The 26,994-nt window shown below is 70.5% G+C and carries 27 protein-coding genes; 8 read left to right on the top strand and 19 right to left on the bottom strand.

Annotation, left to right across the window (positions count from 1 at the left end):
• Positions 1–11 precede the first annotated feature (11 nt).
• The 11 genes from AC3WSN_RS26165 to AC3WSN_RS26115 form a co-directional block, all read right to left on the bottom strand.
• Entirely contained in the window at positions 12–1,589 is a 1,578-nt protein-coding gene (locus AC3WSN_RS26165) for a SpoVR family protein (protein ID WP_238194593.1), read from the bottom strand.
• A 137-nt stretch (positions 1,590–1,726) separates the two neighbouring features.
• Positions 1,727–3,028 (bottom strand): YeaH/YhbH family protein, encoded by a 1,302-nt coding sequence (locus AC3WSN_RS26160; protein WP_192706127.1) that lies wholly within the window; start codon positions 3,026–3,028, stop codon positions 1,727–1,729.
• A gap of 190 nt (positions 3,029–3,218) precedes the next feature.
• Complete coding sequence (locus AC3WSN_RS26155; RefSeq protein ID WP_192706126.1) at positions 3,219–5,171, bottom strand: PrkA family serine protein kinase; 1,953 nt, start codon at positions 5,169–5,171, stop codon at positions 3,219–3,221.
• A 219-nt stretch (positions 5,172–5,390) separates the two neighbouring features.
• The gene (locus AC3WSN_RS26150; RefSeq protein ID WP_492541963.1) at positions 5,391–5,834 is read right to left on the bottom strand and encodes an Ig-like domain-containing protein; all 444 of its coding nucleotides are present in this window, start codon (positions 5,832–5,834) and stop codon (positions 5,391–5,393) included.
• Between the two features lie 120 nt (positions 5,835–5,954).
• Entirely contained in the window at positions 5,955–6,374 is a 420-nt protein-coding gene (locus AC3WSN_RS26145; RefSeq protein ID WP_492541961.1) for a hypothetical protein, read from the bottom strand.
• Positions 6,375–6,462: 88 nt separating this feature from the next.
• A complete protein-coding gene (locus AC3WSN_RS26140) occupies positions 6,463–6,954 on the bottom strand; it encodes a MerR family transcriptional regulator (protein WP_492541959.1) in 492 nt (163 codons plus the stop codon).
• Between the two features lie 140 nt (positions 6,955–7,094).
• On the bottom strand, positions 7,095–7,415 hold the full coding sequence (locus AC3WSN_RS26135) for an integration host factor subunit alpha (RefSeq protein WP_192706122.1): 321 nt from the start codon (positions 7,413–7,415) through the stop codon (positions 7,095–7,097).
• A gap of 167 nt (positions 7,416–7,582) precedes the next feature.
• A complete protein-coding gene (locus AC3WSN_RS26130) occupies positions 7,583–8,590 on the bottom strand; it encodes a beta-ketoacyl-ACP synthase III (RefSeq protein WP_492541957.1) in 1,008 nt (335 codons plus the stop codon).
• A gap of 104 nt (positions 8,591–8,694) precedes the next feature.
• Positions 8,695–9,729, bottom strand: a complete 1,035-nt coding sequence (gene plsX, locus AC3WSN_RS26125; protein ID WP_238194586.1) for a phosphate acyltransferase PlsX — start codon at positions 9,727–9,729, stop codon at positions 8,695–8,697.
• Between the two features lie 379 nt (positions 9,730–10,108).
• Positions 10,109–10,624: a YceD family protein gene (locus AC3WSN_RS26120; RefSeq protein WP_492541955.1), complete on the bottom strand. Its 516-nt coding sequence runs from the start codon at positions 10,622–10,624 to the stop codon at positions 10,109–10,111.
• Positions 10,621–11,196 carry a ubiquinol-cytochrome C chaperone family protein gene (locus tag AC3WSN_RS26115; RefSeq protein WP_492543260.1) on the bottom strand — a complete coding sequence of 192 codons (576 nt, stop codon included), beginning with the start codon at positions 11,194–11,196 and terminating at the stop codon, positions 10,621–10,623. Before AC3WSN_RS26115 ends, AC3WSN_RS26120 begins: the two co-directional genes overlap by 4 nt.
• 191 nt (positions 11,197–11,387) lie before the next feature.
• Here AC3WSN_RS26115 and AC3WSN_RS26110 point away from each other — a divergent pair, with 191 nt between their 5' ends.
• Positions 11,388–11,885 (top strand): outer membrane protein assembly factor BamE, encoded by a 498-nt coding sequence (locus AC3WSN_RS26110; RefSeq protein ID WP_492541953.1) that lies wholly within the window; start codon positions 11,388–11,390, stop codon positions 11,883–11,885.
• Here AC3WSN_RS26110 and AC3WSN_RS26105 read toward each other — a convergent pair.
• The 8 genes from AC3WSN_RS26105 to AC3WSN_RS26070 form a co-directional block, all read right to left on the bottom strand.
• Complete coding sequence (locus AC3WSN_RS26105; RefSeq protein WP_492541951.1) at positions 11,822–12,538, bottom strand: HAD hydrolase-like protein; 717 nt, start codon at positions 12,536–12,538, stop codon at positions 11,822–11,824. The genes AC3WSN_RS26110 and AC3WSN_RS26105 overlap by 64 nt on opposite strands.
• Before the next feature lies 1 nt (position 12,539).
• Positions 12,540–14,453, bottom strand: coding sequence for a PAS domain S-box protein (locus AC3WSN_RS26100; RefSeq protein WP_492541949.1), 1,914 nt, complete (start codon positions 14,451–14,453; stop codon positions 12,540–12,542).
• Positions 14,454–14,557: 104 nt separating this feature from the next.
• The gene (locus AC3WSN_RS26095; RefSeq protein ID WP_492541948.1) at positions 14,558–15,649 is read right to left on the bottom strand and encodes an alkene reductase; all 1,092 of its coding nucleotides are present in this window, start codon (positions 15,647–15,649) and stop codon (positions 14,558–14,560) included.
• 195 nt (positions 15,650–15,844) lie between these two features.
• Complete coding sequence (locus AC3WSN_RS26090; protein WP_192706114.1) at positions 15,845–17,989, bottom strand: sodium-translocating pyrophosphatase; 2,145 nt, start codon at positions 17,987–17,989, stop codon at positions 15,845–15,847.
• 439 nt (positions 17,990–18,428) lie between these two features.
• Complete coding sequence (thiL, locus tag AC3WSN_RS26085; RefSeq protein WP_492541946.1) at positions 18,429–19,424, bottom strand: thiamine-phosphate kinase; 996 nt, start codon at positions 19,422–19,424, stop codon at positions 18,429–18,431.
• A gap of 4 nt (positions 19,425–19,428) precedes the next feature.
• Positions 19,429–20,049, bottom strand: coding sequence for a transcription antitermination factor NusB (gene nusB, locus AC3WSN_RS26080; protein WP_492541944.1), 621 nt, complete (start codon positions 20,047–20,049; stop codon positions 19,429–19,431).
• A gap of 11 nt (positions 20,050–20,060) precedes the next feature.
• Entirely contained in the window at positions 20,061–20,555 is a 495-nt protein-coding gene (ribH, locus tag AC3WSN_RS26075; RefSeq protein WP_492541942.1) for a 6,7-dimethyl-8-ribityllumazine synthase, read from the bottom strand.
• A gap of 156 nt (positions 20,556–20,711) precedes the next feature.
• The gene (locus AC3WSN_RS26070) at positions 20,712–21,293 is read right to left on the bottom strand and encodes a carboxymuconolactone decarboxylase family protein (RefSeq protein ID WP_492541940.1); all 582 of its coding nucleotides are present in this window, start codon (positions 21,291–21,293) and stop codon (positions 20,712–20,714) included.
• Positions 21,294–21,484: 191 nt separating this feature from the next.
• Between AC3WSN_RS26070 and AC3WSN_RS26065 the strand changes: the two genes are divergently transcribed.
• The 7 genes from AC3WSN_RS26065 to AC3WSN_RS26035 all read left to right on the top strand — a co-directional run bounded on the left by AC3WSN_RS26065 (position 21,485) and on the right by AC3WSN_RS26035 (position 26,989).
• Positions 21,485–22,207, top strand: coding sequence for an SDR family NAD(P)-dependent oxidoreductase (locus tag AC3WSN_RS26065; protein ID WP_192707305.1), 723 nt, complete (start codon positions 21,485–21,487; stop codon positions 22,205–22,207).
• Positions 22,208–22,239: 32 nt separating this feature from the next.
• Positions 22,240–23,358: a hypothetical protein gene (locus AC3WSN_RS26060; RefSeq protein ID WP_492541938.1), complete on the top strand. Its 1,119-nt coding sequence runs from the start codon at positions 22,240–22,242 to the stop codon at positions 23,356–23,358.
• Complete coding sequence (locus AC3WSN_RS26055; protein ID WP_492541936.1) at positions 23,355–23,840, top strand: NUDIX hydrolase; 486 nt, start codon at positions 23,355–23,357, stop codon at positions 23,838–23,840. The genes AC3WSN_RS26060 and AC3WSN_RS26055 overlap by 4 nt, the downstream gene beginning before the upstream one ends.
• 59 nt (positions 23,841–23,899) lie before the next feature.
• On the top strand, positions 23,900–24,292 hold the full coding sequence (locus tag AC3WSN_RS26050) for a TIGR02301 family protein (protein ID WP_492543258.1): 393 nt from the start codon (positions 23,900–23,902) through the stop codon (positions 24,290–24,292).
• A 159-nt stretch (positions 24,293–24,451) separates the two neighbouring features.
• On the top strand, positions 24,452–24,706 hold the full coding sequence (locus AC3WSN_RS26045) for a hypothetical protein (RefSeq protein ID WP_160534062.1): 255 nt from the start codon (positions 24,452–24,454) through the stop codon (positions 24,704–24,706).
• 103 nt (positions 24,707–24,809) lie between these two features.
• On the top strand, positions 24,810–25,661 hold the full coding sequence (gene ygfZ / locus AC3WSN_RS26040; protein WP_492541934.1) for a CAF17-like 4Fe-4S cluster assembly/insertion protein YgfZ: 852 nt from the start codon (positions 24,810–24,812) through the stop codon (positions 25,659–25,661).
• Positions 25,662–25,801: 140 nt separating this feature from the next.
• Positions 25,802–26,989: an FAD-binding protein gene (locus AC3WSN_RS26035; RefSeq protein WP_492541932.1), complete on the top strand. Its 1,188-nt coding sequence runs from the start codon at positions 25,802–25,804 to the stop codon at positions 26,987–26,989.
• The last annotated feature ends 5 nt before the right edge of the window (positions 26,990–26,994 follow it).

The raw sequence follows: 26,994 nt of genomic DNA, 5'->3' as shown, positions 1-26,994 counted from the left end.
TGCCAACCCGCTCAGAAAAAGATCGGCCGCGCGCTGGCTGTGATCTCGCCCAGCACCGTGCCGGTGGCCGGCTCGACCTCCTTGAGCACCACGTCGTAGCCCCAGAGGTCGGCGAGGTGCTGCAGCACGCGCTTGGCATCGTCCTTCTGCAGGGTGATCTTGTTGATCGCCTTATGATGCAGGATCAGGCGCCGGTCGCCCTCAAGATCCACATCCACCACCTCGATATCCGGGTCGAGCCACGCCACGTCGTACTGGCGGGCGAAGGCCCGGCGCAGCTTGCGGTAGCCGCGCTCGTCGTGGATCGCCTCCACCCGCAGCTCCGGCTCCTCGGGGTCGTCGACCACGTGGAACAGGCGCAGGTCGCGCATCAGCTTGGGCGACAGGAACTGCTGGATGAAGCTCTCGTCCCGGTAATTTTCCCAGCAATCGCGCAGCACCGCCATGGCGTCGCCGGTGCCGGCGATGTCGGGGAACCACTCCCGATCCTCCTCCGTCGGCTGCTCGGTGATGCGGGCGATGTCCTGCATCATCGCGAAGCCGATCGCGTAGGGATTATGGCCGCCATAGGAGCGGTCGTCGTAGTTCGGTTGCCGGATGACGTTGGTGTGCGACTGGAGGAACTCCAGATAGGCCGCCTCAGTGATCTGTCCGGATTCCGACAGGGCGTTCATGATCCGGTAGTGGCAGTAGGTGGCGCAGCCCTCGTTCATCACCTTGGTCTGGCGCTGCGGGTAGAAATACTGGGCCACCAGGCGGACGATGCGCAGGATCTCCCGCTGCCAGGGGCGTAGACGGGGCGCGGCCTTCTCCAGGAAATACAGGATATTCTCCTGCGGCAGTTCGAGCAGCGCCTTGCGCCGCTCGGCGGCCGCGTCCGGACGCGCCGTGCCGATCTTCTGCGGCAGGGTCCGCCAGAGGTCGTTGTAGATCTGCTCACCGTGCTCGATCCGCTCGCGCTCCCGACGCTGCTCGGAGGCGAGGTCCGGCCGCTTCTTGCGCGGATAGCGGTGGACGCCCTGGCTCATCAGCGCGTGCGCGGCGTCGAGCACCTGCTCCACGGCTTGGTGGCCGTAGCGCTCCTCGCAGCGGCTGATAAAGCCTTTCGCGAAATCCAGGTAGTCCAGAATACCTTCAGCGTCGGTCCATTGCCTAAACAAATAATTGTTCTTGAAGAAGTGGTTGTGGCCGAACGCGGCGTGGGCGATGACCAGCGTCTGCATGGTCGCCGTGTTCTCCTCCATCACGTAGGAGATGCACGGGTCGGAGTTAATGACGATCTCGTAGGCGAGCCCCATCAGGCCGCGGCGGTAGCCAGCCTCGTGCTGGGCGAAGTGCTTGCCGAACGACCAGTGCTTGTAGAACAGCGGCATGCCGATCGACGCGTAGGCGTCGAGCATCTGCTCGGCCGTGATGATCTCGATCTGGTTCGGATACCAGGACAGGCCGAGCTGCGGCCCGGCCACCGCCTCGCAGGCGTCGTGGATCCGCCGGATCGTGTCGAAATCCCAGTCGTTGCCGGTGAACAGGGGTTTATCGACCTTGACGGCCGGCGCACGCACCGTGGATCGGCTGAGGCTGGTCACCATGAAACCCTCATCACATCCTCCCCTCCCCTTGTGGGGAGGGCCGGGGGTGGGGATGGTGCAGGAGGCACCGCGGCGATCAGACCTGAACCACCCCCACCGCCACCCCTATCCCTCCCCACAAGGGGGGAAGGACAAACTCACCCCTCCGCCTCCGCCCGCGCGTCCTTGCGGCCGAACAGCTCGCGGAAGACCGGGTAGATCTCCCGCCGATGGTTGACCTTGCGCATGGCGATCGGCCCGCCGGCCTTGGCGATCGCCTCGTAGGTCCGCCACAGGGTGGTGCGGTGCTCGACGAAGCCGGCGCGCGGGCCGTTCTCGTCGCCGACCTCCAGATAGGCGAAGTGCTGGCAGGCCGGCAGGATGTGCGACCGCAGCAGCTCCGTCGAGGTCGGCCCATCGGAGGAGACGTTGTCGCCGTCGGAGGCCTGGGCGGCGTAGATGTTCCAGTCGTTGGGATCGTAGCGCTCGGCGATGACGCGCTTCATCTCCACCAGCGCGGACGAGACCAACGTGCCGCCGGTCTCGCGAGAGCCGAAGAACGTCTCCTCGTCCACCTCGGTCGCCCGGTCGGTGTGGCGGATGAACACGATCTCGACGTGCCGGTAGCGGCGCGTCAGGAAGATGTGCAGCAGGATGTAGAACCTTTTGGCGAGGTCCTTCATGTGCTCGGTCATCGAGCCGGACACGTCCATCAGGCAGAACATCACCGCTTGCGCGATCGGCCGCGGATAGGGCTCGAATCGGCGGAACCGTAGGTCGATCGGGTCGACGTAGGGGATGCGCTTCGCGCGCTCGCGCAGCTTCAGGAGCGCCTGCTCCAGCTCCGGCCGCTCCGGGTCGCCCTCCGGCAGGGCGTCGAGCCGCGCCTCCAGGGCCGCGACCTCCTCGGGCTTCGGGCGCTTGAGGGCGATCCGCCGCGACATCGAGTTGCGCAGTGTGCGGGTGAGCGCGAGGTTCGCCGGCGAGCCCGTCACCGTGTAGCCCGCCCGGCGCAGCCCCTCCGTTTCCACCACCGCGAGGCGGCGCTTGGCGAGGTCGGGCAGCTCAAGGTCTTCGAGGAAGAGTTCCAGAAACTCCTCGCGGGTGAGCACGAAGCGGAACGCGTCCTCGCTGTTCTCGCCGCCCTCCCCGCCCTCGCCGGAGCCGCGCCCGCCGCCACCGCCCGGCGGACGCTCGATCGTGTCGCCCTCCACGTAGGTCTTGTTGCCGGGCAGGATGTGGTCCTGCAGGCCGGTGCCGGGCTGGCGGGAGAAGCGCGGCTCGCGCACGCCGTCCGCCGGCACACTGACCCGGCCGTCCTTGCCGAGATCCTTGATGTCCTTCTCGCGGGCGGATTCCCGCACGGCACGCTGAGCCACGTCCTTCACACGGCGCAGGAAGCGCTGGCGGTTGGGGAGGCTCTTGCCGCCCGGGTTCAAACGTCGGTCGACGATGTGCATCCGCTGCGAAAACCCTCGTCCGCGTGTGCCGGCCGGGTCCGGACCTTTATCGTACCATGCTGCGACCGGAGGTATGGATCCCTCTTTCGCAACTGGCCTGAGATCTTCACCGGCCGGTCGTCCGAAACTGTGGCGGCGGAGGGTTTAAACTTGGCCCGGCCGGATTGGACCCGGCCGGGCGCCCCGCGCCTCAGCCCGCCTGCTTCACCCGCATGTACCATTCCACCAGGCGGCGAACCTGCCGCTCGGTATAGCCGCGCGCGACCATGCGCTCGACGAACTCGCCGTGCTTCTTCTCGGTCTCGCCGTCCTTCTTGGAGCCGAAGGAGATCACCGGCAGCAGTTCCTCCACCTGGGAGAACATCCGCCGCTCGATCACCTCGCGCAGTTTTTCGTAAGAGGTCCAGCTCGGGTTGCGGCCGCCATGCTGGGCTCGGGAGCGCAGGGCGAACTTCACCACCTCGTTGCGGAAGTCCTTCGGGTTGGCGATGCCCGCCGGCTTCTCAATCTTGGTCAGCTCCTGGTTCAGGAGCTCGCGGTTCATCAGCTGGCCGGTCTCGGCGTCCTTGAAGTCCTGGTCCTCGATCCAGGCGTCGGCATAGTCGATGTACCGGTCGAACAGGTTCTGCCCGTAATCGTGGTACGATTCGAGATAGGCCTTCTGGATCTCGTGGCCGATGAACTCCGCGTAGCGCGGAGCCAACTCGGTCTTGATGAATTCCAGGTACTTCTTCTCGGTCTCGGGCGGGAGTTGCTCGCGGCGCAGCGACTGCTCCAGCACGTACATCAGGTGCACAGGATCGGCCGAGACCTCGGTAGTGTCGTGGTTGAAGGTCGCGGCCAGCACCTTGAAGGCGAAGCGGGTGGAGATCCCGTCCATGCCCTCGTCGACGCCGGCCGTGTCCTTGTATTCCTGCATCGAGCGGGCGCGGGGATCGACCTCGCGCAAGCTCTCGCCGTCATAGACCCGCATCTTCGAGAAGACGTTGGAATTGGCGTGCTCGCGCAGGCGGGAGAGCACCGAGAATCGGGCCAGCATCTCCAGCGTGCCGGGCGCACAGGCCGCGTCCGACAGTTCCGAGCCGGAGATCAGCTTCTCGTAGATGTGCTGCTCCTCGGTCACGCGCAGGCAGTACGGGACCTTGATCACGTAGATCCGGTCGATGAAGGCCTCGTTGTTCTTGTTGGTCTTGAACGTCTGCCACTCGGCCTCGTTCGAGTGCGCCAGGATCACGCCCGTGAACGGGATCGCGCCGATATTCTCGGTGCCGACGTAGTTGCCCTCCTGCGTCGCGGTGAGCAGGGGGTGCAGCATCTTGATCGGCGCCTTGAACATCTCGACGAACTCGAGAATGCCCTGGTTCGCCCGGTTCAGGCCGCCCGAATACGAGTAGGCGTCGGGATCGGCCTGCGACAGCGTCTCCAGCCGGCGGATGTCGACCTTTCCGACGAGCGAGGAAATGTCCTGGTTGTTCTCGTCGCCCGGCTCGGTCTTGGCGATGGCGATCTGGCGCAGGCGCGAGGGCCGGACCTTGATCACCTTGAAGCGCGAGATGTCGCCGTTGAACTCGTCGAGGCGCTTCAGCGCCCAGGGGCTCATCAGGCCGGTCAGCCGCCGGCGCGGGATGCCGTAGCGGCGCTGGATCTCCTCGCCCATCGTCTCGGGGTCGAACAGCCCCAGCGGGCTCTCGAAAACCGGCGAGACCTCGTCCCCAGCTTTGAGTACGTAGACGGGGTGAACCTCCATCAGGAGCTTCAGCCGCTCGGCCAGCGACGACTTACCGCCGCCCACCGGGCCCAGAAGGTAGAGGATCTGCTTGCGCTCCTCCAACCCTTGCGCGGCGTGGCGGAAGAACGAGACGATCCGCTCGATCGTCTCCTCCATCCCGTAGAACTCGCGGAAGGCCGGGTAGGTCCGGATCGTCCGGTTCATGAAGATCCGGCCGAGGCGCGAATCCTTGGATGTATCCACAAATTCGGGTTCGCCGATCGCCGCCAGGATGCGCTCGGCGGCCGAGGCGTACATCAGGGGCTCGTCGCGACAGGCCTCGAGGTACTCGGAGAGCGTCATCTCCGTGTCGCGGCGGGCCTCGTACCCTCGGGCGAAGCTCTGGAAAAGGTCGTTCGTCGCATGCATGGGCATTCGATAACCCTCTCAGACCGTGACAGCTTCATCCTGTCTCGGCTTGGATGCAACCGACAGGCCCGCTTTTGTCGCAGTGCGGCGAGCATGGTGCTCGGCATGTCGATTGCTTGCAACACCTACGGGTGCTGAGCGCGGCGCGGACGAGTCTCCGCGCCGTCTCGCGCCGCATGCCGGAAGCGGCAAAACAGGACCCGACCCGCGAACGGCCGCCTCGGCTCACAAATCGGTGCCCTCTTTCTTGGACTCGTCGCCCGATTTGGCTGCCGCTGCTCCGACCGTGATCTTCACGGTCTGGGTCTGGACTTGTCCGTCGGAGCTCTTCACCTCGAACGTCACTTCGTCGGACCCGGTGAAACCGCTGTTGGGCTGGTAGAACAGCGCCTGCACCGCCGCTTCCTTGTTGGGGCAGCGATAGCTTGCCGGCGTCTTCAGCTTGCCGACCTTGGTGATGATCGAGCCGTTCTTCGGCGGCCCGGAAACCTTGAACTCGGGCATCGGCCCAGGAGAACAATCCTTCTTGAGGTTGGGCGCGATCTCAAGCCGCACCGACTTGCCGGGCGCGACCGTCTTGGTTCGGTTTGCCGTGGACTGGGCGAAAGCCGGCCCGGCGACGGCCAGACTGCCCACGAGGAGCGCGGCGAACGGACGAAGGGCGATCATGGCAGCGTCTCTCCGGTGCCGACCCGGGGCCTGTCTCCGGAAACGCCGCCCGGTGCCCCGTTCATCGGTCGAGAACATGTGGGGACGCCGCGCACGAGCGTCGAGGGCTCGGCCGGTGGCTTAATTCTGCAGCGCCGCGGCCACGATCCCCGTGACCCGGGCGATCTGCGCGGCGTCGAGCTCTCCGGCCAGGGCGGCGGCGAGCCGCGCCTCGACCTGCGCGCGCTCCCCGGCATCCGCGATCGGCGTGGCGGGAATCTCGTCCTCGGCGAGACGGCACACGCGGCGGATCGCCTCCGCGGCCGAGAGCAGCTTCTCCCGATCGGTGGGTCCCATTTCCCAGAGCGGGTTGCGCAGGCGGCTGATCACGCGCTTCGCGTCGCGGTACTCCCGGTCGACGTTGGTGGCGGCCTCGATCTGGCTGACGAGGAACATCAGTTCCAGGACTTCGGACGCCGCTTGCGGGCAGGTGCGGACGATCCGCATGATGCGGGCCATCAGCTCCTGGCTGGGCGACAGCTTGGATTTGGGCACGGCCATGCGGGCGACAACGCGAGTTGTTGCCGGAAAGTTCGCCTGCCGCGTGTATGATCGGCACCGGTGCGTCCGGGGGGATCCGCGGTGCCGGTCAGGTCTCCGCGCCGGACATCTCGCGCAGGCCGTCGAGCAGGGCGCGGCAGGCGCGCAGCTCCTCCAGGACGTCCGCCAGGACCGAGCGGTCGGAGACCCCGAGCGGCTCGGTCCGGGCGCCCGCCTCGGACTCGGCCTCCGGGAACAGCGGCTCGGCCGGCACGGCCTCGCCGCGGCCCACCGCCTGGACGAAACGGATGCCGTTCTCCTTGATCACCCGTTGCGCCCCGGCGATCGTGTAGCGCCGCACGTGCAGGAGATGGCGGATGCCGGCGACGAGCTCGACATCCTGGGGCCGGTAGTAGCGCCGTCCCCCAGCCCGCTTCACGGGGCGGATCTGCCCGAAGCGGGTCTCCCAAAAGCGCAGCACGTGCTGAGGCACGTCGAGTTCCTCGGCGACCTCGCTGATGGTGCGGAACGCGTGGGCGCTCTTCTCGCCGGTGACGGCCGGCGGTTCGTCGGTCTCTTCGGCGGCGAGGGCTGGCGGCATGGCTGTCGTACGGATCGGATGGAGACGGCACGATCTTGCCGGCTCGCAGAGCCGTACTCAAGCCTGACCGGCGCAGGAATTCCGCCGCGTTCCGGGACGGGACCGCGCTTGCGACGCGCCCTGCGCGGGCCCTTCCCGCCTCAATCGTCGTCGTGCTGGTCCGCGCCGTTGAGGCCGTTGATCTTGGCCTTGAGCACGTTCGACGGCTTGAACACCATGACCTGGCGGGGCTCGATTGCGACCTCCACCCCGGTCTTGGGATTGCGGCCGACGCGCTTGCCCTTGCTGCGCACCACGAAGGAGCCGAAGGAGGACAGCTTCACCGTCTCGCCGCTCGCCAGGCAGGTGCAGATCTCCGACAGCACGGTTTCGACGAGGGCGGCCGACTCGGTCCGCGACAGGCCCACCTGGTGATAGACGGCCTCGCTCAAGTCGGCGCGCGTCACCGTCTTGCCTGCCATGCCGTGTCCCCTCGCCCGCATCGCTCGCCCCATGGCGCATGACGCAGCACCCATGGCCGCACCGAACGCTGAAGGCGTATCCCTATGATCCGGCACGCTAATCGGCGCTCCGCCCCCGGTCAACCGCGCCGGCGCACCGAATTGTTTCGGGCGTGTCTCCGGACGCGTCACCAGCGGATCAGCGCGGCCCCCCAGCTGAAGCCGCCGCCGATCGCCTCGATCATCACCAGGTCGCCCGCGCGGATGCGGCCGTCCCGGCGCGCGACGTCGAGGGCCAGCGGGATCGAGGCCGCCGAGGTGTTGCCGTGGCGGTCCACGGTCAGCACGATCTTCTCCCGCGCGATGGCGAGCTTGTCGGCCGAGGCCTCGATGATCCGGCGGTTGGCCTGGTGGGGCACGAACCAGTCGAGTTCGTCCGCGGTGACGCCGGCCTGCGCGAAGGCCTCGACGATCACGTCGGTAACCTGCCCGACGGCGAACCGGAACACGTCGCGGCCCTCCATGCGCAGGCGCCCGGTGGTGCCGGTCGAACCGGGTCCGCCATCGACGTAGAGCTTCTCGCGGTGCCGCCCGTCCGAGCGCAGGCTGGTGCTCAGGACCCCGCGGCCGTCCGCGTCCTCCCGCGCCTCCAACACGACCGCCCCGGCCCCGTCCCCGAACAGGACGCAGGTGGTGCGGTCCTTCCAATCAACGATTCGCGAGAAGGTCTCGGCGCCGATCACCAGCGCGCGGCGGGCCGCCCCGGTGGTCAGGAATTTGTCAGCGGTCGAGACCGCGAACACGAAGCCGGCGCAGACGGCCTGCAGATCGAAGGCGGCGCCCTGGTGGATGCCGAGCGCGGCCTGGATCTGGGTCGCGGTGGACGGGAAGGTGTGGTCCGGCGTCGAGGTGGCGCAGATGACGAGATCGATGTCGTCCGCCGTCAGGCCGGCATCGTCCAGGGCGGCCTGGGCGGCCCGGGTGCCGAGCACCGAGGTGGTCTCGTCGGAATCCGCGATGTGCCGCTGGCGGATGCCGGTCCGCTGCACGATCCACTCGTCCGAGGTGTCCACCTGCTCGGCCAGGGCGGCGTTGGTCACCACGCGCGCGGGCAGGCACGATCCGGTTCCGACCACCACCGAGCGCAGGGCTGGGACGCGCCGATTCTGCTCGGGGTCTGTACGGAGGGTTGCCATCATTGTCCTTCCCGGGCAGCGCGGGTTCACACCCTTCCGGTGTGTCGCCGTGGACGCCCGATTTCCATCCTGTCCGCCAATAGGCCTAGGCCGGCACCGGCCTTTCAGGCCGGCGCCAGGGCCGCCGTCTGGTCGAGCCTCTCACGGATCGTGCGGATCATGTCGTGACGCGCCATGTCGTGCGCCAGATCGATGGCGGCCGCGAAGCCCTGCGCGTTCTCCGAGCCGTGGCTCTTGATGACGATGCCCTCCAGGCCGAGGAACACGCCGCCATTGGCCCGGCTCGGGTTCATCTTGTCGCGGAGGGCACGGAACGCCTGCCGGGCGAAGAGGGCGCCGATCTTGGCCGCCAGCGTCCGCGTCATGGCCGCGCGGAGATAGCTGCCGATCTGCTTGGCCGTGCCCTCGGCGGTCTTGAGGGCGATGTTGCCGGTGAAGCCCTCGGTCACGACCACGTCGACCGTGCCCCGGCCAAGATCCGTGCCCTCGACGAAGCCGTGATAGCTGAGGCCGGGGCTCTCCATCTCGCGCAGGATCCGGGCGGCCTCCTTGACGGCCTCGTTGCCCTTCATCTCCTCGGTGCCGACGTTGAGCAGGCCGACGGTTGGCCGGTCGAGGTCGAACACGATGCGGGCCATGGCCGAACCCATCACGGCCATCTCGACGAGGTGCTCGGCATCCGTCCCGATGGTGGCGCCGACATCGAGCACGATGCTCTCGCCGCGCACGGTCGGCCACAGACACGCGATGGCCGGGCGCTCGATGCCCGACATGGTCTTCAGGCAGATCTTCGACATCGCCATCAGGGCGCCGGTGTTGCCGGCCGAGACGCAGGCATCCGCCTGACCGTCGCGCACCGCCTGGATCGCCTGCCACATGGACGACTTGCCCCGGCCCTGGCGCACTGCCTGGCTCGGCTTGTCGTCCATGGCGACGGCCACGGTGGTGTGGCGGATCTCGACGCAATCCTTGAGGCGGGGCTCCTTGGCGACCAGCGGTGCGATCACCGCCTCGTCGCCGAACATCAGGAAGGTGGTGCCGGGATGGCGCTCGCGGGCGAGGGCCGCACCGGGCACGACCGTGGAGGGCCCGTGGTCGCCGCCCATGGCGTCGAGCGAGATGCACACGCGTTGAGACATGTCGTTCAGGCGGGTCGCGGGGTCTCGGCGGGAAAAGCGGTGGACAGGGACGAGATAGCCCCGTCAGGCGCGGCGGACCATAGCGATACCGGGCCGGCGGGCAAATGAATTCGGGCGGCACACGCCAGGTCGCCGCCATGCGGTGGCATAATCGCTCGGGGCCCGGGACTGCCAGGACGGTCGGAATATCCCCCGTCATTCCGAGGCCGCACAGCGGCGCCCGGGATCCAGACGCGCTGTCGGCGCAAGATCTTGACGCGTCGGCGTGTCTGGATCCCGGGCTCGCCCACGACGCCCCGGAAAGACGGCGCGTCCGTGACGTCATGGCGTCGCGCGGCGGGCAGGCGATCGATGCCGCGCGGTGCGCGGGTGTCGGTGCTCAACCCTCGCCGTCGCGAAGCTTGCGCAGCCCGGCCAGGGGGCCTGCGTCCTCGCCCACCACCACGGGCTCGAAGCTGATGCCGGGCTTGCGGGGATAGGGGTCCAGCCCCAGCGCCAGGAACTCCGCGGTGAGCGCGCCGAAATCGATGCGGCCGCCGACGAGCGGGTCGGGGATGTCGGCGTCCTCGGCATCGGTGCCGGCGAGCCGGTCGGTGTCGGTGAACACGACCTCGACCGGTTCGCGCACCGGGGCCTCGAACGGTTCGAGGCTGACGGTGCAGACCTGCGTCACGAAGGCCTCCACGGTGCCCGTCACCGTGATCCGGCTGGTCGAACCCTGGATCTCGAACCGCCCGACCAGGTCGCGGATGGCGGGGATCCCGAAATCGGCCGCGAGGGCCGCGCACTCGGCCGGGCTCGCCTCCACGGTGGCGCTGCCGTGTCCCTGGGGCAGGCGCTCGACATTCACCCAGCGCGAGAGCGGGCCGCTGGCCTGGCTGCTGTCCCGGGTCATGCGCGGTCTCCTGCTCTGTCCTCGTTGGGCGCGAAAGGGGGCGCGAAGCCGTCCGGCTTCGGGAAGGGCGGGCCATCGCCGAGCAGCTCGTCGAGGTCAACCGCGGCCAGAGCCGCGTCGACCGCCTGAACGTAGGCGGCGAGGCCCGTCCCGTCCCCCTCCCCGCCGAGCACGTTGCGGACGAGGACAGCGCGCAACTCCACCGTGTCGCCCGCGTCGAGGGCGGCGTCGTAGCCCGTGGCCCGGCCGTAGAAGGCGGCGCCGAGCTTCTTCATCCGCTTGGACACGCCCATGTCGCCGACGCCCAGTTCGCGCAGGGACGCGTCGAGCTGGGTGAAGACCGAATTCACGAGATCCTGCGCCACCTCGGCGGCCGGCGCCGGCAGCCGGCTCAGCCGGCGCAGGACCAGGATCGCGTGGAGGCACAGGGCCTCGAACCGGCCCTCGACGGTGTCGGGGACGCCGAGACGCGTGTACAGGCCCGGCTGGCGCGCGGCCATGCTCAGGGTAAGGTGCAGCCCCTCGACGGCACGGCGGCGTGCGTTCGCGCGGCGGAACAGCCCGGCGATCATGGGCACCCCAGCGGGACAAATCGGACGGCGCCGCACCCGGCACGGATGTCGGCTGCCTGTGGCCAAGCTTGCCTTGTCAAAGCCATAACCCCGCGGTACGGCAACCCACGCCCAGGGCGCAAGCGCCGTCGGAATTCCGTGCCGGCGGCCTCGGTTGCGTCCCGTCCGTCCACACGCTCTCTGGGGGCCCGATGCGGCGCCGTCTCGTCCAGTCCTTCGCGCGCCTCGCCCTGCTCGGCCTTACGGGAGCCGGCCTGTCCGGCTGCATCGGCGAGGAGCTGCGCCACGGCTATCAGGTCGATCAGGCGGCGCTCGCCACGATCAAGCCCGGCATGAGCCCCGAGCAGGTGCTACAGATCCTCGGCACGCCCTCGACGGTCTCCACGGTGGGCAACAAGTCCTGGTACTACATCTCCCAGAACACCCGCCGGACGATCATGTTCATGGGCGAGCAGGTCGAGGACCAGAAGGTCACGGCGGTCTACTTCAGCCCCGGCTTCAAGGTCGAGCGCGTGGCGCTCTACGGTCTCCAGGACGGCCGGGTGTTCGACTTCATCGAGCGCACCACGCCGACGAGCGGCGCCGACCGGGCCTTCCTCAGCCAGCTGTTCCGCGGCCTGACCCGCTACGAGCCGTTCGGCAGCGGCAACGGCGCCAGCGTCGTGCCGGGCGCGAACCGCGGCCTCTGAACAACGGCGCCCGCCGCAAGGCGGGCGATCTCCGCGGGTTCTGAAAACACGTATTCGGGTCCGAGCGCCGCGAGCGCCCGCGGATCGGTGTAGCCCCAGGCCACGGCGCCGAACGGGCAGCCGAGGGCGCGCGCCGCCTCCAGATCCCGGATCTCGTCGCCGATGCAGAGCGCCCGGTCCGCGGCAATCCCGGTCCGCGCGAGCAGCGCCTTCAGCCGACGCGCCTTGCCGAAGATCGAGGCCCCGCAGGCGTAGGCGTCGATGCGGGCGGCGTTGCCCGGCCCGAGCACGCGGCGGACGGTTTCCCGGCGGTTCGACGACAGGATCGCCAGCGGCACGCCCGCCTCGGCGATCTCGGCCAGCATCGCGGTGACGCCGGGGAACAGTGCGATCCGTGCGGCGTCGCGCGCGGCCAGGGCGTGCATGTGTCGGGCGATGAGCGGCAATTTCCAGCGGGGGATGCCGAGATGGGCCACGATCGCCCGGGCGCCCTGCAGCCGCAGCTCCTCGACCTCATGCGCCTCGACGCGCCGGAACCGGTAGCGGTCGGCCACGCCGTTCAGGACCGAGCAGAACCAGTCGAAGCTGTCGGCCAGTGTGCCGTCGAAATCGAGGACGATGAGGCCAGGCCCGCGCGCGGGCTCCCGGGCCATCTCAGGTCCGCAGGTTCTCGAGCGGGACGCTGAGGCGCAGCAGCAGCCCGCCCGGCGCCCAGTCGTGCTCCAGCACGCCGTCGAGCTGGCCGGCGACGCTGCGCTCGGCCAGTACCGTGCCGAAACCCTTGCGGGACGGCGCGCCGACGACCGGGGGGCCACCCGCCTCCTGCCATGTCAGCGTGTAGCGGTCCGCTTCCCGGCGCCCCATCAGCGAGACCCCGCCCGCCTTGGTGGAGAGGCCGCCATATTTCATCGCGTTGGTCGCCTGCTCGTGCATGATCAGCGCGAGGGCGGTGGCGGTGCGCTCGCCGATCTCGGCATCGTCGCCGGAGATCGCCACCCGGGCGCGGCCGCCCTCCTCGTAGGCGGCCATGATCAGGCGCATGAGCCCCAGCACCGTCTGGCCCGCCACCTCGGGGGCGCTGTCGGGGGAGTGCGGCCGGACATATTCGTGGGCCCGCGCCAGGGCGCCGAGCCGCTCCCGGAAGGCAGCCGCGAAGGGCTTGGCGGCCGGATCGCTGCGCGCGGTCAGCGCGGCCAGCCCGCCGACCACCGCGAAGATGTTCTTGATCCGGTGCGACAGCTCGCGGATCAGCAGGTCACGTGCCTCCTCGGCGCGCTTGGCCTCGCGCAGGTCGCGAGTGACGGTGGCGTAGCCGACCTCGGCTCCGGTCGGGTCGCGTACCGGGAAGATATTGTACAGGACCGCCACCGGCTCGCCGGTGACGAAGTGCCGGAACGCCAGCTCTCCCTCCCAGAAGCCGTTCCGGCGGACCGCCGGCATCACGGTCTCGGCCAGCACCCGGCGGCTGTCGGCCGTGAAGAAATCGGGAATCCTGTGCCGGCGCGCGGTGGCGAGGTCGGGCAGTCCGACCAGGGCCAGGGCCGCCTCGTTGAGGTGGGTGATCTCACCCTCGAGGGTGCAGAGGCCGATGAAGTCCTTCGAGGTCTCCACGATGGCGGCGAGCTGGCGCGCCTCGGCCTCGGCGCGCTTCAGGTCGTCGATGTCGGTGCAGGTCCCGAACCAGCGCTCGATCCGCCCCTCCGCGTCGCGGATCGGCATGGCGCGGCCCAGCGTCCAGCGATAGGCGCCGTCGCGGTGGCGCAGACGGTACTCGATCTCGTAGGGCTCGCCGGTCTCCAGCGAGTGGCGCCAGCGTGTCCAGGCCCGTTCCTGATCCTCGGGATGGAACACGTCGTTCCAGCCCTCGCCATCGGTGGAGCCGTAGGGCACGCCGGTGAACTCGTACCAGCGGTCATTGTAATAGTCGTGGAACCCGTCCGGCTGCGTGGTCCAGACCATCTGGGGCATTGCCGCGGTCATCACCCGGAAGCGACGCTCGCTCGCGGCGATCTCCGCCTCGCGGGCCGCGACCTGGGCGAGGGTCCGGCGGTGCTCCAGCAGGCTTGAGATCTGGCGCGCCAGGGCGAGCAGCGTGGCGGTCTGCTCCGAATCGAGAGCCTTCGGCCGGGCGACGCGGTCCAGCACGCAGAGGGCGCCGAGAGGGATGCCCTGCCCGCCCCGGATCACCGCGCCGGCGTAGAACCGGAACCCTTCCGGCCCGGTCACCAGCGGGTTCTCGACGGTCCGCGGATCGGTGGTGAGGTCCGGGATGACGAGCATCTCGCCCGCCTCGATCGTGTAGGCGCAGACCGAGCAGTTGATCGGGAGCTCGCGCTTGCCGAGCCCGACCTCGGACTTGAACCATTGCCGCTGGGCATCGACCAGGCTGACGAGGGCGACCGGCGCCCGGCAGACATAGGCGGCGACGCGCACCAGATCGTCGTAGAGCGGCTCGGGCTCCGAATCGAGGATCGCGAGGTCGCGCAGTTCCGCAATCCGGGCCGAGGCGCTCCAACGCGCGTCGGTCGGTTCGGAAGCCGCGAGCGCGTGAGGTGCCGGCACATCCATGGTCCCGCCCCCAAATAGGTGCGCCGACGGCGCCTGCCTAGGCACCGCCGCGCATTGCCGCCACGCTTTCATGGGCGCGGCGGCGGATCGAGGCCGCGGGCGCCTCAGGCGGCGCGGGCCTCGCTCAGGGTCGGGTAGTCGATGTAGCCCTCCGGGCCCTGGCTGTACCACGTCGCGGCGTTGTCCTTGTTGAGCGGCGCGCCCTTGGCGATCCGCTCGACCAGATCCGGATTGGCAATGTAGGTCCGGCCGAACGCGATGGCGTCGGCCTCGCCGGCATCCAGCACCTTCTGGCCGCTGATCCCGTCGTAATCGGCGTTGAGGATCATCGGGTTGCGGAACACGCGCCGCATCGCCGGGGCGATCGGCGGGTGGTCGGCCTTGCCGAAGGTGCCGTCCGGGCCCGGCTCGCGCATCTCCAGGAAGGCAATGCCGATATAGGCCAGTGCCTGCGCGGCGGCCACGAACAGCGGCTCCGGGTTCGAGTCGTTGCAGCCCTGGATCGCGCCGTTCGGCGAGAGGCGCACGCCGGTGCGCTCGGGTCCCGCAACCTTGGCCACCACCTCGGTGACCTCGCGCAGCAGCCGCACCCGGTTCTCGATGGAGCCGCCGTACTGGTCGGTGCGGTGGTTGGTGCCGTCGCGCAGGAATTCGTCGATCAGGTAGCCGTTCGCCGCGTGGATCTGCACGCCGTCGAAGCCCGCGGCCAGCGCATTGGCGGTGGCGCGCTCGTAATCTGTAAGCAGGCGCGGGATCTCGGCGAGCTCCAGGGCTCGGGCCCCACCGTAGGGCTTCTTGCCGGAATAGGTGTGGGCCTGGTCGGGCGCCGTGGTGGCCGAGGACGAGACCGGCTTGGCGCCGCCGAGGAAGTCCGGATGAACCATCCGTCCCATGTGCCAAATCTGGCAAACGATCTTGCCGCCCTTGTCGTGGACCGCCTTCACGATCGGCCGCCAGGCATCGACCTGGGCGTCGGACCAGATGCCGGGCGCGAACGGCCAGCCCAGCCCCTCCTGGGAGATGCCGGTGGCCTCGGTGAGGATCAGGCCGGCGCCGGCGCGCTGGGCGTAGTACTCGGCCATGATCGGGGTCGGCACGTGCTCGCGGGTGCCGCGGCCCCGGGTGAGCGGGGCCATGAAGATCCGGTTCTTGGCCTTGATGGCGCCGATGCGGATCGGGTCGAGCAGGGATGGCATGGATGACCTCGTGCTGGTGCGACCTGCGGGCCGCATCCGGTTCGTTCCGGCGCCGAGGTGGCGCTGCGGCGCGGCGATGCCAAGGTGCAGCGCAACCGGAACGACGGCGGCGTGCGGGCGCGCACATGCTGAAATGCGAAGGACCGGGCCCGTCCGGAGCCCGGTCCTCGTCGCACATCCGGCTTTCGCCAGATCTCAGCTATGCGCCAGCACGGCCAGCAGCAGCAGGGCGATGATGTTGGTGATCTTGATCGCCGGGTTCACCGCCGGGCCGGCGGTGTCCTTGTAGGGGTCGCCGACCGTGTCGCCGGTCACCGCCGCCTTATGGGCCTCCGAGCCCTTGCCGCCGTGATGGCCGTCCTCGATGTACTTCTTTGCGTTGTCCCAGGCGCCGCCGCCCGAGGTCATCGAGATCGCCACGTAGAGCCCGGTGAGGATCACGCCGAGCAAGCTCGCCCCCACCGTAGCGAAGGCCTGGTTCTTGCCCGCGATCAGCTGGATCACGAAGAACAGCACGATCGGCGACAGCACCGGCAGCAGCGACGGGACGATCATCTCCTTGATCGCCGCGCGGGTCAGCATGTCGACCGCCCGGCCGTAATCCGGCCGGTCCGTGCCCTGCATGATCCCGGGCTTCTCCCGGAACTGGCGGCGGACCTCCTCCACGACCGCGCCCGCCGCGCGCCCGACCGCCGTCATGGCGATGCCGGCGAACAGGAACGGGATCAGGCCGCCGAGCAGCAGGCCCACCACCACGTAGGGGTTGGACAGGGAGAAATCGACGCTGACGCCCTGGAAGAAGCGGTACTGCGTCGGGCTCGCATTGGCGATGAAGTAGTTCAGGTCCGACGTGTAGGCGGCGAACAGCACCAGCGCGCCGAGGCCGGCCGAGCCGATCGCGTAGCCCTTGGTGACCGCCTTGGTGGTGTTGCCGACCGCGTCGAGGGCGTCGGTCGACTTGCGCACGTCGGAGGGCAGGCCCGCCATCTCGGCGATGCCGCCGGCGTTGTCGGTGACCGGCCCGAAGGCGTCGAGGGCCACGATGAAGCCGGCCAGCGCCAGCATGGCGGTGACCGCGATGGCGATGCCGAACAGGCCTGCGAGCGCGTAGGTGCTGATGATGCCGCCGACGATCACCAGGGCGGGAAGGGCCGTGGATTCGAGGGAGATCGCCAGCCCCTGGATCACGTTGGTGCCATGGCCGGTGACCGAGGCGGTGGCGATCGACTTCACCGGGCGGAAATTGGTGCCGGTGTAGTACTCGGTGATCACCACGATCAGCGCCGTGATGGCGAGCCCGATCACCGCGCAGCCGAACAGGGCGGCCGAGGTGAAGGTGACGCCCGTCGAGGTGGTGAAGGACGTGGCGAAGCCGCCGAGCAGCGTCATGTTGACGAGGGCGATGGCCGCGACCGAGAGCACGCCCGCCGCGATCAGGCCCTTGTAGAGGGCGCCCATGATCGACTGGTTGGCCCCGAGCCGCACCGCGAAGGTCCCGGCGATCGACGTGACGATGCATGCAGCGCCGATGGCCAGCGGGTAGAGCATCATCGGCTCCAGCACATCCCGGCCGCTGCCGGTGGGGCCGGAGAAGAAGATCGCCGCCAGCACCATGGTGGCGACGATCGTGACCGCGTAGGTCTCGAACAGGTCGGCCGCCATGCCGGCGCAGTCGCCGACATTGTCGCCGACATTGTCGGCGATGGTGGCAGGGTTGCGCGGATCGTCCTCCGGAATTCCGGCCTCGACCTTGCCGACGAGGTCGCCGCCGACATCCGCCCCCTTGGTGAAGATGCCGCCGCCGAGGCGGGCGAAGATCGAGATCAGCGAGGCGCCGAAGCCCAGGGCCACCAGTGCGTCGATCACCTCGCGGCTCGACGGGTCGAGATGGGCGCCGCGGGTGAGATACAGGTAGTACAGGGCGACCCCGAGCAGCGCGAGGCCGGCGACCAGCATGCCGGTGACCGCGCCGGACTTGAAGGCCATGTCGAGGCCCCCGCCCAGCGAGGTCGAGGCGGCCTGGGCGGTGCGGACGTTGGCCCGGACCGATACGTTCATGCCGATGAAGCCCGCCGCGCCCGAGAGCACGGCGCCGATCAGGAAGCCGATGGCGACCTTGATCCCGAGGAACACGGCGAGCAGCACGAACAGCACCACGCCGACGATACCGATGGTTGTGTATTGCCGCCGCAGATAGGCCTGCGCGCCCTCCGCGATGGCCGCGGCGATCTCCTGCATGCGCTGAGTGCCGGCGTCGCGCCGCATCAAGTCGAGAATCGTGACGATGCCGTAGGCGACGGCGCAGAGCCCGCCCGCGATGATCAGAACCAAGGGAATCATTCGACCGTCCTTGTTATTATCGTGCCTGGCGTGGGCTTGTGCTTGTCGAGCTTGACCGCCGCGAGACGGCCATGGGACGCGGTGCTCGGATTCGGGGCTTTCCTTCCCAAAACAAGGCCTTGATTGCCAAACTTCGCTGGAGAGCGCAAACGCCGAGTTGAAGATGTTTGCAGCGCGGCGCGCAAATGCTGCATCGCGGAAACACGAAGCCGGCGCATTATTGTGCAGGATCCGGATCCGGCGGCCCTGGGCTGAGCCGATCAGGGGCGATGCAGGGGACCGGGATTCCAGCGGCCGGCACGGGCACGGCGCCCTCCCCGCTGGACGACGGCGGACGCCGTGCCCGACCCTTCACTTTCCGGTGGAGATCCTCCGGCGACGTCCACTCTCCGTCATCGCGCGGAGACGGCCATGCCGGAGCGGTCGACCGGAAACCGTCTCAGAAGTGGCTGAACGAGCCCGCGGCGAACACACGCGCCGCGCCATCGTCCATCGCGAAACGGGGCGGCCCATCGCCGGCGGTGACGGTGCCGATGGCCGTGAGCGGAACGCCGCCCTCCTCCGCCTCAGCTCGGAAGGCGTCGAGCTGTTCCGGCGCCACCGTGCAGAGGATCTCGTAATCGTCGCCGCCGGTCAGGATCGTGTCGATCAGGCCGGGCTCGGCCGCGAGAGCGCGCCGGGCCGGTTGCGAGAGCGGCACGGCGGCTCCGTCGATCCGGGCGCTCCGGCCTGCGCCGAGCATCTTGGCGAGATCACCCGCCAGACCGTCCGAGACGTCCATCGCCGCGGAGGCGTGGCGGCGGACGGCCGGTGCCGCCGCGAGGCGCGGCCGCGGGTGCAGGTATCGGTCGGCCAGGAGGGCCCGCAGCGCCGGATCGAGCGCCGCCGACCAGGGCGCCTGCGGCTCCAGGCGCAGGCGCAGGCCGAGCGCCGCGTCGCCGATCGTGCCGGTGACGCAGATCCGGTCGCCGACCCGGGCCGTGTGGCGCCGGACGATCCCGCCGGTCGGCACCTCGCCCATCATCGTCACGCCGATCAGCGCCGGCCCGCCGGAGCGCACCGTGTCGCCGCCGAGGAGCGGACAGCCGGCCTCCGCTGCCGCCCCGCCGAGTCCGCCCGCGAAGCCGGCGAGCCACGCCTCCGTCCAGTCATCGGGCAGGGCCAGCGTCAGCAGGAAGCCGCGCGGGACCGCGCCCTTGGCGGCGATGTCGGACAGGTTCACGCCGAGCGCCTTGCGGGCGATGGAGGCTGGCGGATCGTCCGGGAAGTAGTGGATCCCCGCCACCACCGCGTCGGCGGTGAGGACGAGGTCGTGGCCGGGGGTCGGTGTCAGGGTGGCGGCGTCGTCCCGGAGCCCGTCGGCGCCCGGCCCGGCCAGCGGCGCGAAGTACCGGGCGATCAGCCCGTCCTCGGAGATGCGGGACGGGCCGGCCAAGGGTTCAGGCCTTCTTGGCGGAAGGATTCTTGGCGGAAGGATTCTTGGCGGAGCCGGACTTGCCGGAGAGCGGCTTCGACGAGCCCGGCTTGCTCGAAGCCTTGGCGGCCCCGACCTCGCCCGGCCGGACTTCCCGGGCAAGCCGGTCGAGCACGGCGTTCACGAGGCCCGGCTCGTCGGCCGTGTAGAAGCTGTGAGCCACGTCGACATAGGCCGAGATCGCCGCTCCCACCGGCACGTCGGGCCGGAACATCAGTTCGTAGGCACCGGCCCGCAGGATCGCCCGCAGCACGATCTCGATGCGCCGCAGCGGCCAGCCCTGGGCGAGCGCCTGATCGAGCTTCGGGTCGATCGCCCGCTGCTCCTCGACGGTGCCGCGCAGGAGGTCGCGGAAGAAGGCGGTCTCGGCCTTCGGATGGGCGATCCCGTCGACCTCCCGGCCGATCCAGAAGGCCTCGAACTCCGCGAGCGCGTCGAGAACGCCCTTGCCGGAGATGTCCATCTCGTAGAGCGCCTGCACCACGGCGAGGCGGGCGCCGCTGCGCGGGCTGAACTTGACGGTGCTGGCGGTCGTCTCGGTGGACGCGGCGCCGGTCTCCGGCTGGGTCTCGGGTGTCCCGGTCATTGAGGTATCCGTCATCGCGGGCGGGCGGCCTCGGCCGCGCGCTTCAGGGCGAGCACGCCGAGCGCCGCCTCGGCCGCGCCGCCGCCCTTGTTCATCTCGGCGACCCGAGCGCGGGCCAGCGCCTGCGCCTCGGTCTCGACGGTGAGAATGCCGTTGCCCAGCGGCACGCGGCGGCCGACCGACAGGTCCATCAGCGCGCGGGCGCTCTCGCCGGCGACGATGTCGTAATGGCCGGTCTCGCCGCGGATCACGCAGCCGAGCGCCACCACGGCGTCGTAGGACCCCGTGTCGAGCAGGATCGCCACCGCGGCGGGGATCTCCAGGGCGCCCGGCACCGTCACCACGGTGGCCTTCGCGGCGGCCGCCTCGATCGCCGCCAGGGCGCCGGCGAGGAGCTCGTCGGCGATCGCGTCGTAATAGCGCGCCTCGACGACGAGAATCCGGGCACCGGCCAGCGCCGGATCGGTGGGCTTGGGCGCCGAATCGGCGCGGGTATGGGCGACCATGGCTCTCGTCCGGCCGGGTTTTCGGGGGCTGGCGGATCGCACGACGGGCGCCCGCATGGGGGAGGACGGTTAGACCGAAGCGGCCGGCGCCACAAGCGGTGCGGATGCGGGTGGGGACTGCGATGCGAAGGGGCGCTGCGACGGCACCTTCCCACCCTACCGCACCAGCGGCGGCAGCGGCGCGGATCCGCCCTCCGGGACCGCCGTGCGGGCGACGTTCATTGTCATGGCGAGCAGCGCGTAATAGCCGTTGATGCCGGTGAGATCGATCGCCCCCTGCTCGCCGAAGCGCGCCACCACGGCCGCGTAGGTCGCGTCGCTCACCGCGCGGTTGCGCATCAGTTCGGTCGAGAAGGCGTAGGCCAGGGCCTCGTCGGCGCTCATCGTGTCGGGGCGCCGCCCCTCGGCCAGGGCCTGCGCGGTCTCGGGTGCGACGCCGGCCTTCAGGGCGATTGGGTGGTGGATGGCCCATTCCACCGGCTGGCTCCAGTCCCGGGCCACGATCAGGATCACGAACTCGCTGATGCGCAGCGGCAGGGCGCTGCCGTAGCGCAGGTAGAGTCCCATCCGGCTTGCGCAGAGCATCAGCTCGGGGCTGCGCAGCAGCGGCACGAACGGCCCGAAGACCGGAACGCCGCGCTCGGCCTCGAACGCCGCCGCGGCCGCGGCCTGCGCCTCCGTGAGGCCGCCGGCCGGGATCGCCGGCATGCGCTCCGCGCTGGTCTTCTCGCTGGCCATGCATTTCCCCTCCCCTGCATCGTCCCTGCATCGTGCCCGGCACGCGGCGTGCTCTGGATTTCCGGTCCCCGTACGCCTAGACCGTTCAGGCTCAGCGGCACGACCCGCGCGCCCGGACCGGGCTGCGATCCTTTAGAACGCCAGCGAGGCTTACGGCTTTGGCCCTCCCCGTCAACGAACGCCGGCGCATCATGCTGCTCACGGGTGCGAGCCGGGGCATCGGCCACGCCACCGTCAAGCGGTTCTCGGCCGCGGGCTGGCGCGTGATCACCTGCTCGCGCCACGCCTTCCCGGAGAACTGCCCCTGGGAGATGGGTCCCGAGGACCATCTCCAGGTCGATCTCGCCGATGCGCAGGACACGGTCCGCGCCGTCGAGGAGGTCCGGGGCCGGCTCGCCGCCGAGGGCGGCGTGCTGCACGCGCTGGTCAACAATGCCGGCATCTCGCCCAAGGGGCCGGACGGCGAGCGCCTCGGCGCCCTGGCGACCGAGTTCGATGCGTGGCAGCGCGTGTTCCAGGTCAACCTGTTCGCCACGATCCTTCTGGCCCGCGGCCTGCGCGACGAGCTCGCCCGGGCCAAGGGCTCGATCGTCAACGTGACCTCGATCGCGGGCTCGCGCGTCCACCCCTTCGCGGGCGCCGCCTACGGCACCTCGAAGGCGGCGCTGGCCGGCCTGACCCGCGAGATGGCCGCCGATTTCGGGCCGCTGGGCGTGCGGGTCAACGCGATCTCGCCGGGCGAGATCGACACGTCGATCCTGTCGCCCGGCACCGAGAAGCTCGTCGAGCAGATCCCGCAGCGCCGGCTCGGCACACCGGACGAGGTCGCCAAAGCGATCTACTTCCTGTGCACCGAGGCCTCGTCCTACGTGAACGGGGCCGAACTCCACATCAACGGCGGCCAGCACGTTTGACCAGAACGCCTGCCCCCTCGGGCACGAACGCCGTGGGTCACGGCCCGGCTCCTCTGCGCCGGGCTCTCCTCATCGGCCTGCTCCTGTGCAGCGTGCCCCTGGCCGCCGCGCGGGCGGAGCCCGGGATCCGGATCCTCGACCTGCCCTTCAAGGTCCGGGCCCTGCGCGGCCCCCGCAGCGAGGCCGCCGTCTCGGTGGCGACCTCCGGGCTGCTGCCGATCGCCGGCGCGAAGGTGAGCCAGCAGGCCGGCGACGAGGAGAGCGCGCCGATCGCCGTGGTCTGGGGCGACGACGGTGGTGCCGTGCTGTCGCTCTCCGAGGGAGCCGTGAGCGTCCGCCCAATCGGCCGGGAGGCGGTCGAGGGGCTGACCGCCGCGGAGACGCCGCGCGGGGCCGTGCCGGGCTCGCGCCGGGCGCTCTCCGGTCCCTTGAGCGCCTATCTCACCGGACGCACCCGCGCGCCGGACGGCAGCGCCGCGGCGGCCGTCCTGACCATCCGCGAGCGCCAGCCGATGGCGGTCAGCACCGACCCCAAGCCCGTCCCGGTGGCGACCGTGACGGTTCCGGCCGGGGGCGACGCGGTGTTCGCGCCCCTGCGGCCGCGCCTGCTCCGCCTCGGAGATCGTCCGGCGCTGCTGGCCTCCACGCGCTCGGGTGCGGAGACCGGCGGGCTCGCGCTGATCGAGCGCCCGGCCGGTGACCCGGGCGCGGCCTGGACGGTCGCGGCACGCACGCCGCCGCAGCCCAGGCCGCCCCTGAAGATTGCCGGCATCGCCGACTTCTCCGGGTCCGGCGCCGTCCAGGCCGCGACGGTCAGCGCCGGCGGCCGGCTCCAGCTCTGGACGCTGCATCCCGACCGGATCGAGGCCGGCGGCGCGGCCGAGGGCTACGCGGCCGGCGACGGCGATTCCGACCTCGCCGTGACAACACCCGCCAGCGGCGCGCCCGAGCTGGTGCTGCCCGTGGCGGGCCGCGCCGAGATCGCCCTGGTCTCGGCGAAGGGATCCCTGCACGAGCGCCTACGCGTGCCGCTCCCGGCCCCGGCCGAGACCGGAATCGTGGTCCTGGGCGAGGGGGCGGCGGCGCGGCTGCTGGTCGGCCTCGCCGACGGCCGGGTGGCGGTCGTCGCGCCCGATGGGGGAAAACCATGACGGCGGACGCCCAGGCCGACAGCCGCCTGTTCCCGGCGCGCCCGTTCGTGGGTGCGTCGATCGCGGTGATCCGGGACGAGCGCGTCCTGCTGGCGGCCCGCGCCAACGAGCCGATGCGCGGCGTCTGGACGCTGCCGGGCGGCCTCGTGGAGGCGGGGGAGGCTTTGGCCGAGGCGGCCCTGCGCGAGTTGTCCGAGGAAGTCGGCCTGACCGCCGAGGTGGTCGGCGTGCTCTCGCCCACCGAGATCATCGTCCGGGACGAGGCCGGCCGCGCCCGGCACCATTACGTCGTGCACCCACACGCCGCCCTGTGGCACGGCGGCGAGCCGGTGGCCGGACCCGAGGCCCTCGGCACCCGGTGGGCGACGCTCGCCGAGGTCGCCACCCTGCCGACGACGCCGGGCCTGGTCGAAACCCTGCAGGAGGCGTTCGCGCGGGTTCGGGACCGCAATCCGGCCCGCGGCGGGACGGTGACAGCGTGAGGCGCGCGACGATCCTGTGCCTGCTGGCGGCGCTCGCCGGTCAAGCCGCCGCGCCGGCTATGGCGCAGCAGCGCTCCGGCCGCCCGGCGGCGTCCGCCAGCAAGGACGCCAAGGACGCGCCCAAGGAGACGAACTCACCCGCCGACAGTCCGGCCCCCTACGACCGCGACCTGATGCGCATGTCCGAGATCATCGGGGCGCTGGCCTTTCTGCGCGGCCTCTGCAGCGCGCCGGATGCCGCGGACTGGCCGGCCCGCATGAAGGCGCTGATTGACTCCGAGGGCGTGACCCCCGTCCGCCGCGACCGTCTGGCCGGCGCCTACAACCGCGGCTATCGCGGCTACGCGCTGACCTACCGGGTCTGCACGCCGGCCGCCCACGAGGCGGCCGCCCGCTACGTCGCCGAGGGCGACCGGCTGTCGCACGCGCTGGCAGGCCGTTTCGGGGGGTGATGCAGGCGCAACACACTGCTCAGGCATGCCGGCGAAGCGTCGGATTTGAGCCCTCGCGTTAACCGATTCGAAATTCCCGGCTGGCCGAGCCGCAGGGACCTGCTTATCATCCGTTGTGTCCGCCGGGTCTTGTGCCCGGCGCAATGGAAGTATCGGGCCATGCAGCATATCTCTCACACCGCTCCTCTCGAGGTCGATGTCGAGGAGAAACGTGTCGCGCTGAGTTACGTCTCGGAAGCGTTCGCAGAAGGCTGCCTCGACGGGCTCGACGGAGACTGCATGGCTCAGGCCGCCCTGTTCGCCGCCTTCCAGGAACTGGTCATGACCTACGGTGAGGAAGCCACGGCTCGTTACGCGGAAGGATTCCCGGAGCGCATCCGCGGTGGCGCCTTCACCACGACCCTCCAGCACTGAGGGCCGGATCGCGGACGGTTGAGGCGCGGGCGGGCAACGACTACCTCCCGCTTCCGCGGTCCAGCACGCTGGACCGCTCCAGTCCTGTGAGGATCAGCCTGCCATGCCCGTCGCCCTGCTGCCGGACCGCGCTCTCGTCGCCGTCACCGGCCTGGACGCCGACGCGCTCCTTCAGGGCGTGCTGACCTGCAATGTCGAGACGCTGCAGGCCGGCGAGGCGCGCCTCGGTGCCCTGCTGACGGCCCAGGGCAAGATCCTGTTCGACTTCCTCGTGTCGCGGCTGCCGGACGGGTTCCGGTTCGACGTGCAGGTGGACCGGGCGGCCGATCTCGCCAAGCGGCTGTCGCTCTACCGGCTGCGCGCCCAGGTCGCGATCACCGCCGACCCGACCGTGGCGGTGGCTGCCGCCTGGGAGGGGCCCGCGCCGGCCGCCGCCGAGGCGGTCGCCGATTCCCGCCACGCCGATCTCGGGTCCCGCCTCTACGCGGCCGAAGGCGCCTTCTCGGCCGACGCCGCGGAGGCCGATTACCACGCGCACCGGATCGCGCTGGGCATCCCGGAGGGCGGGCGCGACTACGCCTTCGGAGACGCGTTCCCGCACGAGGCGCTGATGGACCAGCTCGGCGGGATCGACTTCAAGAAGGGCTGCTATGTCGGCCAAGAGGTGGTCTCTCGGATGCAGCACCGGGGTACCGCCCGGACCCGCATCCTGGCGGCCGCCTACCCGGACGGCGCCCCCGCGCCCGGCACCGAGATCACGGCCGGCGGCAAGGTTCTGGGCACCACGGGCAGCTCCGCCGGCGGGCGCGGCCTCGCCCTGGTCCGGATCGACCGGCTGGTCGACGCGCTCGCCGCCGGGGAGACACCGCTTGCCGGTGATCGCCCCGCGACGCTGGAGCGGCCTGCCTACGCGACCTTCCCGATGCCGGAGGCCGCAGCGAGCCCGGCCGGGTGAGCTGCGATCGCGCCGCGGACACGGCTCCGATCAGGAAAGCCGGCCGCTGAAACCCCGCGACGCCGCCTCCGCTTGAATCCGCCGCCCGTTCCGGCGACACCCGTCCTGGAATGGCTACAAACAGGACCGGGGCGGAAACGATGGGCGTCTACGAGCCCGGCACCGAGGCGGAGGCCGGGGAGATCGTGCGGGCGGCCGCCGGGCGCGGCGAGCGCCTGCGGCTGGCCGGCGGCGGGACCGCCGCGGGTCTCGGCCGGCCCGCGCAGGACAGCGCGACGCTCTCGGCGAAAGCGCTCACCGGCGTCACGCTCTACGAGCCCGCCGAAATGGTGGTGGCCGCCCGGGCCGGCACGCCGCTCGCCGAGGTCGAGGCCCTGCTCGCCTCCCGGGGCCAGATGCTGCCCTTCGAGCCGATGGACCTGCGCGGCCTCTACGGCACCACCGGCGAACCGACCTTCGGGGCCGTGGCGGCGATCAACAATGCCGGCCCGCGACGGATCAATGCCGGGGCGGCGCGTGACAGCCTGATCGGCGTGCGCTTCGTCAACGGGCGGGGCGAGGCGATCAAGTCGGGCGGCCGGGTGATGAAGAATGTCACCGGCCTCGACCTGGTGAAGCTGATGGCCGGCGCCCACGGCACGCTCGGGCTCCTCACCGAGGTGACCTTCAAGGTGCTGCCATCCTGCGAGCGCGTCGCCACGCTGATCTTCCCGGGTCTCGACGACGCGCGCGGGATCGCGGCCCTGTCGGAGGCCCTGGGCTCGCCGTTCGAGCTGACCGGCGCGGCCCACCTGCCGGCGGGGATCGACGCCCCGCAGGCGCGGACCCTGATGCGCCTCGAAGGCTTTTCGGACTCGATCGACTACCGGACGGGCGAGTTGCGCCGCCTGCTCAAGCGCTACGGGTCGGCGGAGATCCTGGACGGCGAGGCCGGCGCCGCCCTCTGGCGGTCGGTGCGCGATGCCGCGCCGCTGGCCGAGCCGCGCGAGGCCGCGCTCTGGCGGATCTCGACCGCGCCGACCCACGGGCCGGCCCTGGCGGCGGCGGTCGCGGCGGAGCGCGACGCCCGCTGGTTCTTCGACTGGGGCGGCGGCCTGATCTGGCTCGCCACCGGCTCCGAAGGCGATGCCGGCGCCGCGACGGTGCGCCGGGCCGTGCAGGCCCAGGGCGGCCACGCCACGCTGGTGCGCGCCCCCGACGCCGTGCGCGCCGCCGTCCCGGTGTTCCAACCGCTGGCTGAGCCGCTGATGCGGCTCACCGCTGGCATCAAGGCGGCGCACGATCCCGCCGGATTGCTCAACCCCGGCCGGATGTACGCCGGACTGTAAGCTTC

The organism is Methylobacterium sp. FW102-HT35C08, assembly GCF_058790235.1.
The sequence above is the reverse complement of the archived record's forward strand: the minus strand, read 5'-3'. Positions and strand labels throughout refer to the sequence as shown.